This is a genomic window from Falsiroseomonas oryzae (assembly GCF_027856955.1).
In the GTDB taxonomy this organism is placed as follows: domain Bacteria; phylum Pseudomonadota; class Alphaproteobacteria; order Acetobacterales; family Acetobacteraceae; genus Falsiroseomonas; species Falsiroseomonas oryzae.
In genome coordinates this window covers 1-754 of record NZ_JAPSMD010000936.1, presented here as the reverse complement: position 1 = coordinate 754, position 754 = coordinate 1, and the positions used below count along the sequence as shown (strand labels likewise).

Here is a 754-nt window from a genome sequence, read left to right as displayed (position 1 = left end):
CGCCGCGCGCGGCGGTGCTGCGCGACGGGCAACGCCGGCTGCTGGACGCTGCGCTGCTGGTGCCGGGCGACGTGGTGCTGGTGGAGGCCGGCGATCGCGTGCCGGCCGACCTGCGGCTGCTGGAGGCGCGCGGCCTGCGCGCCGGCGAAGCGCTGCTGACCGGCGAATCGGTGCCGGTGGACAAGGCGACCGACCCGGTGGCGGAGGCCGCCACGCCCGGCGACCGCGCGTGCCTGCTGTTCTCCGGCACGCTGGTGGTGGCGGGGCAGGGGCGCGGTGTGGTGGTGGCGACGGGGGCGGCGACCGAGATCGGCCGCGTCGGCACGCTGCTCTCCCGCGTCGAGCGGCTGGAGACGCCGCTGCTGCGCCAGATGGACCGCTTCGCCCGGCGCGCGACGGCGGTGATCCTTGCCGTCTCGGCCAGCGCCTTCGCCGTCGCGGTCGCCACCGGACGCGGCGCGGCGGAGGCCTTCATGGCGGTGGTCGGGCTGGCCGTCGCCGCCATCCCCGAAGGCCTGCCGGCGGTGCTGACCGTCGCCCTGGCGATCGGAGTGCGGCGCATGGCCGCGCGCCACGCCATCGTGCGCCTGCTGCCGGCGGTGGAGACGCTGGGCCAGGTGGGCACCATCTGCTCCGACAAGACCGGCACCCTCACGCGCAACGAGATGGTCGCCGGCGTCGTGGTGACGCCGGCCGGCGCGCTGCGCATCGCGGGCGACGGCTACGGGCCGGAGGCGCGCATCGCCGCGGCGGA

The 754-nt window shown here is 77.7% G+C and carries 1 protein-coding gene; it reads left to right on the top strand.

Annotated features, from left to right (window positions below):
* Window positions 1-754 (top strand): HAD-IC family P-type ATPase (locus OZN99_RS32795; RefSeq protein WP_270939357.1); only part of this gene is annotated, 754 nt, incomplete at both ends.